This window comes from Petrotoga halophila DSM 16923, from assembly GCF_002924615.1.
In genome coordinates this window covers 1-9,137 of the sequence record NZ_JALY01000029.1, presented here as the reverse complement: position 1 = coordinate 9,137, position 9,137 = coordinate 1, and the positions used below count along the sequence as shown (strand labels likewise).

Here is a 9,137-nt window from a genome sequence, read left to right as displayed (position 1 = left end):
GCGGGGCGAAGGGGCGCTATGTATAAAGTTTTAGAATCTCTAAAGACTGTAAAATTAATCACTTTGAGGGGGCATTAGAAAAAATTGAAAGTATTATTTATGAACAAGTTAAATTCGTACTGGAAAGAAAAGATTAGTGAATTGAAGAAATTATTTCCCAACGATGAATTTCTAGATAGTGAAGAAATCAGCAATGTAGAAAATGCTATGGAAGTTACAGATGCAATAGTGTTTGGTGGAGACTTGGATGAGAATATATTGGAGAAGTCAAAGAATTTGAAAATGATTTTTGTTCCATATGCTGGGGTGAACCAATTACCCTTAGAAATACTAAAAGAAAAAGGCATTAGCGTTGCAAATAGTCATGGTAACGCTAGAATAGTGGCAGAAAGGGCTTTTGCCCTTGCTTTAGCTCTTCTTGGGAAAATTGTGCCTTATCATAACGATTTAAAAGAAGGAATTTGGCATGGATTTAGTGCTGGAGAAAGTGTTAAAGATTCATGGGTATCTATTCAAAACAAAAGTTGTGCAATATTGGGATTAGGCAATATAGGGAAAAATCTTGCACAAATGCTTAAAACTTTTAACTGTAAAATTGTGGGCTATAAAAGAAATGCAAATATAGATATTGAAAATGTGGATGAGATTAGTTCTGATTTAGATTATGTAATAGAAGAAAGTGAAATTGTATTCGTAACTCTACCTTTGACGAAATATACAAAAGGGCTTATCGATGAAAAGGTGTTTAATAAAATGACTGGCAAGTACATAATAAACGTTGGAAGAGGTGATGTTATAGATCAAAGGGCACTATACGAAGCTTTGAAATCTAAAAAATTAGCTGGAGCCGCTATAGATGTTTGGTATAATTATCCCTCCAAAGAAAAACCATCAATTTTGCCAGCCAATTACCCAATTCATACCTTTGATAACGTTGTTTTGTCTCCACATGTTGGAGGTTATAACACTGAAGCTACAAGGTATAGTATCGATGAAACCATAGAAAATATAAAAGGCTTTCTAAAAGGTGGTACGGCAAAAGACTTAATTGATTTAGAATTTGGATATTGAATTTAAAGAATTGCTAGCAAAAGGGCTCCGATAAAAAATAAGATTTTTAATATGTCTGAAGCCTTAGAGTAAAACGAGATATTATCGTTTGGGTTGACAAAAAAGATCCCCGTTTTTTCCTCTTTGGTTTCAAATATGTTGGTGATTCTTCCATATTTATCGATTGAGCCGGTTAAGCCTGTATTTGAAACTTGAATGAAATCTCTTCTCGTTTCTACTGCTCTAAAAACGCCCTGACTGAAGTGTTGAAACAGGCCGGTTTTTGAATTAAACCAACCGTCGTTAGATATTGCAATCAATAAATTTGCTCCATTCTTAGCTTGATTAATTGAAACTTCAGGAAAATAAGTTTCAAAACATATTTGTACACCAAAATTAGTTCCGTCTAATGAAAAGGTTGAGTATTCTTCCCCAGGAGTATAATAGTTTAATAATCTAAAAACATCAAAGTTTCCAAATATAGTTTCATATGGTAAAAATTCGGCAAATGGTGTTAATTTAACCTTATCGTAGATACCCTCAATACTCCCATGTTGGTTATATACCCAGGCAGAGTTAAAATGGTTATCGTTGTCTATCCTTGGGTGTCCTAATATTACAGGTTTGTATAAGTTTTGAATGTCTCTTACTATTTGGCTTTCTATTTCTAATTTTGAGACGTCTTCAAGAAAAGTTGATTCTGGAAAAACTACTACATCCACATCCCTATTTTTAAATTCTTCGATATTCTTAGAAAAAGTTGAATAATCTTGTATTGGATTTGAGGAGTACTTGATCTCTTGTGGAACATTCATTTGAACGACTCCAACTTTTATGGAATTGTTTGTGCCATTAATAGGAGGTAGATACCTCACTATAGCAAAATTAGAAATGTATATAGTAGTAAATATAGCAAGAATTTTAAATACCTTATCACGTGAATTATCGAAAGCTATCAGAGCATTGACGAAAACTATGATAAAAGTTAGGCCAAAAGACCCTATAATAGAGGCAATTTGTATTATTCCAGTATGATTGTAAAGGGCGTATGATAAATTTCCTCCCATAAAAGCCAAATCTCCAAAACCCCTCAAAATTTCCGCAACAGTGTAGGCAAAAGAATAGAAAAAGACCAATGAAAGATAATTGTATTGTCTATCTTTTCGATGATAAAGTTCTGATAAAAGCCAAATGATGAGATAAGGTATCATTAAAAGTACTATCATTCCAACGTATCCAAAAAAACCAACAATTGGAGAATAATTTTTTAAAATTTGGGGTATATTTTTGGATAAAGTAGGAAGCAACCACCAAAGAGTAGTTACAAGCATGGAAGAGGAATATATTATTGTATGGAGTAATCTTTCATAGTGAGTTTTTGATCTGGTCATATTCCTCAGAAAGAAAACCAATGAAAACCAAATGAAAAAAGAAAATAAATTACCTGGCATAGCCAAACCGGTTAAAACACCTGAAATTAAAGTAAGTAGATAATTCATAACTACCCCCTGAATTATATTTTGAAAATCTTGTTTCTTGTATAATTATGCTGTCGTTACAATATTATACAGCAAACTTTGTGATAGTTCAAGAAATCTGATATAATTAGGATAACTAACAAAATCTGTATAGCTGCTTTATCCTTAGAGGGTGGGGAGCGGGGCAAAAGGTAAAGAATTTTTATCCTTATGGGCGCTATATATAAAGTTTTAGAATTTCTAAAGATAGAAAAATCTGTATAAGAGGGGGTAAAAAAGATGTCTAAATTGGAAGAATTTAAAGAATTTCAAGCCAAAATTTCAAGATACAGTCAAGCTATTGCACTAATGCACTGGGATTTAGAAACTAACGCTCCAAACAATGCTTTTGAGTATCGTTCTAAAGCTTTAGGAGAACTTATGGAGTCACTGTTTAGAATGTCCGTTTCCGATCAGATGGGTGAATTTTTGGATTATTTTTCAAAGAAGGAAAATTATGATGAATTAAGTGATATTGATCAAGCAATGGTAAGGGTAACCAAGAAAGATTTCGATAAGTTTAAAAAGTTGCCTCCACAACTTATCCGACAATTAGCCGAAACGACTTCAAAAGCAGGTCATTTTTGGAAAAAAGCCAGGGAAGAAAATAACTTTTCTTTGTTTGAACCTTATTTGCAAGAAGTCGTATCTTTAGAAAAAGAACAAGCAGAGGCTTTAGGATATGAAAAAAATAGATATGATGCTCTTTTAGACTTATTCGAGCCTGGAATGAAAACAGAAACGTTGAAAGGCACAATAAATTACTTAAAAGAGCATCTCCTACCCTTTATGAAAGAGCTTTTAGAAAAGGGAAAAGAACCAAGGTACGATTTTTTTGAAGGTGATTTCGACGTAAATAAGCAGAAAGAGTTATCTCTGGAAGCGTTAAAATTTATGAATTTCGATTTCGATTCTGGACGTATGGACATGTCTGCTCATCCTTTCACTACAAAAATTGGTCCAAAAGACGTTAGAATTACAACAAGATACAACAATAAAGATTTGAGATATTCTTTATTTTCAACTATGCACGAAGGTGGACACGCTTTATACGAACTTCATATTCCTGAAGAATTTTTTGAAACTTCTTTGGATGAAGGTACTTCTATGGCTGTGCATGAATCCCAATCAAGATTTTGGGAAAATATTATAGGAAGAGGTCCTCATTTTTGGGTGTTCTTTTCTAAAAAGTTGAAAGATACTTTCCCATCTTTTGAAGGAATAAGCAGTGATGAACTGTATAAAGGTGTCAATATAGTTAAAAAAGATTTTATCAGGACTGAGGCAGATGAAGTAACTTATAACTTTCATATTATGTTGAGATTTGAAATCGAAGAAGCACTGATCAACGATAGAATAAAGGTAAATGAATTACCAACCGTTTGGAACGATAAAATGAAAGAATATTTAGGTATCGTGCCACCAAACGATGCCGTAGGTGTTTTGCAAGATGTTCATTGGTCAAATGGGCAATTTGGTTATTTTCCTTCATACATGTTAGGCAATCTTTACAGTGCTCAATTGCTCTCAAAATTGAAAAAAGATTTAAAAGATTATCCATCTCAAATAGAAAAAGGAGATTCAAAAGAAGTTTTGAACTGGATGGTTGAGAATGTCCATAAGTACGGTAAAATATACGAACCAGAAGAACTTTTGAAAAAGGTTACAGGTGAAACTCTTAATCCCAAATATTTTGTTCACTATATAAAAGAGAAGTTTTCTGCAATTTATGGATTATAATTAAAATCCCCCATCTATATACGATGGGGGTTTTAAAATTGATCTGGCTTATTTGTTTTCTTTTTCGTCTTTTTCTTTTTTCTCTTCTTTTGATAATTTCTTGAGGTTTTCACTCACATAGTAATAAAATGTGCCTTCTTCGTATTCACCGTTTTCATTTGGTGTCCCTGCTTTGTAATCTGTCATTAGTTCGATCGCTTCGTCTATATTATCAATAGCCCAAATATGGAACTTTCCATTTTGTATATCTTCGTTTATTTCGTCTTTTAATACAATATTATCGATATTCTTACTTGGAATAATTACCCCTTGGTCTCCTGTAAAATTGAGATTTTTACAGGCGTCGTAAAATCCTTCTATTTTTTCGATTATTCCTCCAACTGGTAAAGCCTCTCCACTTTGATTCATAGATCCGGTGATGGCAATATTTTGTTTCAATGGAATGTTAGCTATAGAAGACATTAAAGCCAGAGTTTCTGCTATTGTAGCGCTGTCTCCTTCAATGATAGAGTAAACTTGTTCAAAATTTAAAGAAACGCCGAAGCCTGTTTCTATAAAAGAAGAAAATTTATGTTTGAAATAGTTTTCTATTATCAATGAAGATTTTTTGTATATTTTTCCGCTTAAGTCAATATCCCTGTGTATATTTATGATTTTTTCAGAAGAGGATCTGTAACTTTTTGCTGTTATTTTGACTGGATGGCCAAAGGTGAAATCTCCTGTATCCAAAACAGTCAATCCATTTATTTGCCCAATTTCAGAGCCTTCAGTTCTTATGTCAATCTTTTGTTCTTTAATTGCATTAAATAATTTTTTCTTATGAAATGAAAACATCTTTTCTCTAAACTTTATAGTATCTTTTATATCTTTGGAGGTTATATATGGGCTTGTTCCATTTTTTCTAGAAATGTTGCAAGAGTCTATTAGTAGATTCTTAATTTCCCCCAATTTTAAAGAGAACCTTTTGTTATTTCCATTCATCCTACAACTGTACTTGATTATCTCTTCAATCGCATCTTTTGTAAAATGTGAGATATCGTTTTCTTCCACTGTGTTGCTTAAGAAAGCTAAAAATTTATTTAAATTCTCGTTACTTAACTCTGCCTCATAGTCAAATTGTGATTTTATAGGAAAAAGTTTTTCGAATTCGCTATCGTAAACTCTTAATAAATCGTACACCCATTCTTCTCCAATGAGTACTACTTTAACGGTTAAAGATAAAGGTTCTGGTTCCAAACTTTCAACGTTCGAATAGCCTTCAGCAGTTTGAATATTTTCAATTTTTACTTCTTTTTCAGATAAAACCCTTTTAATTACCTCCCAAGCGTAAGGTTTTCTTAAAACTTTTTCCGCTTCCATGATTAAATAACCACCATTTGCCCTGTGGAAAGCCCCCGATTTTATCATTGTAAAATCAGTTTGGAGAAGTCCCATTTGGGAATAATACTCTATTCTACCAACCAAATTTGAAAAAGTGGGGTTATCTTCTTCTATCACAGGAGCACCTTGTAGATAAGAATTATCTACTACAATGTTGACATTGTATCTTTTTTCTTTAAGATAAGTTATTAGGTTTTGATTTTCAGAAGTTAATTGGGATAAATGAGAAGCTATGTCTTCTTTTAAGTTTTGAAGGTATTCAAAAACATCTGAATATTTGAGATATTTCTTTTCAAGGGGTTCAAAAAGCTTAGCTAAGCTAAATGCAGCCCAATAGCGTCGTAAGTTTTTAACTTCCTCCCAGTATTCTTTATCCATCTCCGTGATCTTTACCATAGTTTTTTCAATTAATTCTCGCAACTTCTCTGAATTTTTTCTAAAATACTCCTTTATCTCTTCTGGAAGATTTTCAAACTCTGAGCTGCTTATTTTTTTGCCGTCATACACTGGAACGCTGACTATACCTTTTTCAGAAGCCTCAAGTATAAAACCAAGAGATTGAGCCTGTTTTCTTAGATCGGACCACAATTTTTCCCTCTGCTCGTTGTATTCTTTTTCTAATGAACTTAATCTTTGTTGGAATTCTTCCGTCTGCATAGTTTTATTTAAAACTTGTACAGACGAATTAATAATAGATTGCAATTCAGATTTGAAATTTTTGGCCTCTCCTGCGGGTAGTTTCAACAGCTTGGGTTTCTTTTCTTCTTTGAAATTAAAAACATACAGAAGATCTTGAGGAGCTTTTTGAGTTAATGAAATTCTTTCGATGATCTTTCGAGTCATACCTCTTCTACCACTACGGTTTGGACCAACAATGAAAACGTTGTTTGAATCGTTACTGCTTTCCAAGGCAAATTGTAGGATTTCACATGCATCCGTTTGTATGGTGTAATCTTGATAAGAACCAATTTTTATTTCTGAAGTGTTATCGATGTTGATATCTGGGATTTTAATTTCAAAATCACTTAAAGTAAGTTTCATGATTCATGCCTCCTTTATTTGCACTTTTACCACCTTTAGAAATTCTAAAAACTTGATTAATAGCGCCCCTTCGCCCTGCTCCCCACCCCTAAAGTTCAAACCTTTCGTAAATTTTGTTTATATTTTTTAGATAATAATCAGGCGAAAATATATCTTCAAAGGCTTCTTTCTCAGAAAATTTTGTATTTACTCTGTTATCTTCCAATAAAATTGCTTTAAAATCACGCCTTTCATTCCAAGCTTTCATAGCGTTTTCTTGAACTATTTTATAAGCTTCCTCTCTACTTACCCCTAATTCAACTAACTTTAGCAACACCCGTTGAGAATAAATTAAATTATACGATTTTTCTATGTTTTCTTTCATTCTATCTTTGTGAACAACTAAGTTTTCAACTAAGTAATTTGCTTTATTCAACATGTAGTAAGTAAGCATTGTTGCATCCGGTATAAACACTCTTTCTACAGACGAATGAGAAATATCTCTTTCGTGCCATAAGGAGATATTTTCATAAGCAGAAGATAAGTAAGATCTTAGCATTCTTGACATCCCCGTCAACCTTTCACACAATATGGGGTTTTTCTTATGGGGCATTGCTGAAGAACCCCGTTGCCCTTTTTTAAAAGGTTCTTCTATTTCCAGGACCTCTGTTTTTTGAAGGTGCCTGATTTCTATAGCAAGTCTTTCTATACTGCTTCCTATCATAGCTAAAACACTGAAAAATTCAGCGTGAAGATCCCTTGGTAAAACTTGAGTAGATACTTTACAAGGTCTGAGGTTGAGTTTTTTCAAAGCGATTTCCTCTACTTTTGGTTCTATGTTAGCATAATTTCCAACCGCCCCGCTGAGTTTTCCTTGGGAAATGTTATCTATAGCCTTATCTAATCTTTCTTTGTTTCTCTCTTCTTCCGCAACAAATCCTAAAATTTTTAATCCAAAAGATGTTGGCTCAGCGTGTACCCCATGGGTTCTTCCAACTATAATAGTATACTTGTGATCCACAGCTAGTTTTTTGAGATTAGCTATGTATTTAGTTAGCTCATCAAGAATAATCTCTCCTGCTCTTTTTATAGCTAACGATAAAGCTGTATCGACAACATCTGACGACGTTAAGCCTTTGTGAAAGTATCTTGCCTCATCTCCCATATCTTCAGTTACCACTTTTATAAAGGCTATCACGTCATGATCCACTATTTTTTCTGTGTTTAATATTTTTTGAACGTCTAATTTTGCTTTTTGTTGAATATTTTGGGATGTACCTTTGGGAGCAAGGTTCAGTTCTTCAAAGGCTTCTGTTACAGCTACTTCTACTTCAAGCCATCTTTCGTATTGGTCATCTAAAGTCCAAATGTCTTTAATTGGAGAAAGAGAGTACCTTTCAATCAATATCAACACCTCTTTGTGAATTCAGTTCTTTTGACCGTATAGTTGCTTCTTTTACAGCGTCCATAAGGATGCCTCGTAAACCATGAGATTCTAAAACTTCTATTCCTTTTATTGATGTACCTCCTGGGGAAGTAACCATATCTTTTAACTCTCCAGGGTGTTTCTGTGTTTCTAAAACCATTCTTGCAGCGCCAAGTAAAGTTCTTGCGGCAAATTCAGTGGAAAGCTCTCTAGGTAAACCCATTAGAACACCACCGTCGGATAAAGCCTCTATCATAATATAGACATATGCCGGTCCGCTCCCACTTAAAGCTGTTATCGCGTCCATCATATCTTCTTCAACCAAATATACCTTTCCAACACTTTCCAAAATCTTCTTAACCGTTCTCAAATCATTTTCGTCAACGTTCTTCTTTTTACTTATAGCAATAACGCCTTCACCAACTAAAATAGGGGTGTTGGGCATGGCTCTTATTATCTTTGATGAAACTGGTAAAGCTTTATCCAAATGGCGCAAACTTACTCCTGCAGCTATTGATATAACTATCTTGTCTTCACAAGAGGGACTTATTTCCTCCAATACTTTATCTATTACTTGCGGTTTCACAGCTAAAAGAACGATGTCAGATTCTTTCACCGCTTTTGCATTATCGGACATAGTTTTTATGTCACAGTAATTAGAATTTCTTTCAGAATCGTATTCAAAGACATCTGTTCCGATTATTTGTTCTCTTTTAAGTGTTTTTGTTTGGATTAAACCTTTTACTAACGTGCTTCCCATTTTTCCCAAACCTATCACACACAGTTTTTCATCCATACTATCTAACCTGCCCGTTTCCCAAGATAATGTATTTGATAGTTGTTAACTCGTTGATTCCAATCGGTCCTCGAACATGCAATTTTTGTGTACTTATCCCCATTTCCGCGCCGAAGCCGAACTCTTCACCATCGGTAAACCTCGTTGAAGCATTGACGTAAACGGCTGCAGAATCTATTTCGTTTAGGAATTTTTGCGCGGTAGTATA

Annotated in this window: 6 protein-coding genes and 1 pseudogene; 2 read left to right on the top strand and 5 right to left on the bottom strand. The window is 33.8% G+C overall.

What is annotated here, in order from left to right; genetic code table 11:
- Positions 1 to 84 precede the first annotated feature (84 nt).
- A complete protein-coding gene (locus AA81_RS01390) occupies positions 85 to 1,071 on the top strand; it encodes a 2-hydroxyacid dehydrogenase (RefSeq protein ID WP_103078977.1) in 987 nt (328 codons plus the stop codon).
- Between the two features lie 2 nt (positions 1,072 to 1,073).
- On the opposite strand, the gene lnt is transcribed toward AA81_RS01390, so the two are convergent.
- Positions 1,074 to 2,549: an apolipoprotein N-acyltransferase gene (lnt, locus tag AA81_RS01385; RefSeq protein ID WP_103897951.1), complete on the bottom strand. Its 1,476-nt coding sequence runs from the start codon at positions 2,547 to 2,549 to the stop codon at positions 1,074 to 1,076.
- A 258-nt stretch (positions 2,550 to 2,807) separates the two neighbouring features.
- Here lnt and AA81_RS01380 point away from each other — a divergent pair, with 258 nt between their 5' ends.
- Positions 2,808 to 4,307 (top strand): carboxypeptidase M32, encoded by a 1,500-nt coding sequence (locus AA81_RS01380; RefSeq protein WP_103897950.1) that lies wholly within the window; start codon positions 2,808 to 2,810, stop codon positions 4,305 to 4,307.
- Between the two features lie 48 nt (positions 4,308 to 4,355).
- Here the strand turns inward: AA81_RS01380 and AA81_RS01375 are convergent, their stop codons facing one another.
- From AA81_RS01375 to proA, 4 genes and pseudogenes are all read right to left on the bottom strand, one after another.
- The gene (locus AA81_RS01375; RefSeq protein ID WP_103897949.1) at positions 4,356 to 6,728 is read right to left on the bottom strand and encodes a Lon protease family protein; all 2,373 of its coding nucleotides are present in this window, start codon (positions 6,726 to 6,728) and stop codon (positions 4,356 to 4,358) included.
- A gap of 88 nt (positions 6,729 to 6,816) precedes the next feature.
- A complete protein-coding gene (gene purB / locus AA81_RS01370; RefSeq protein WP_169926326.1) occupies positions 6,817 to 8,112 on the bottom strand; it encodes an adenylosuccinate lyase in 1,296 nt (431 codons plus the stop codon).
- The gene (gene proC / locus AA81_RS01365) at positions 8,105 to 8,929 is read right to left on the bottom strand and encodes a pyrroline-5-carboxylate reductase (protein ID WP_103078973.1); all 825 of its coding nucleotides are present in this window, start codon (positions 8,927 to 8,929) and stop codon (positions 8,105 to 8,107) included. The genes purB and proC overlap by 8 nt, the downstream gene beginning before the upstream one ends.
- A gap of 1 nt (position 8,930) precedes the next feature.
- Positions 8,931 to 9,137: pseudogene (proA, locus tag AA81_RS01360) on the bottom strand (glutamate-5-semialdehyde dehydrogenase); the annotation flags it as partial.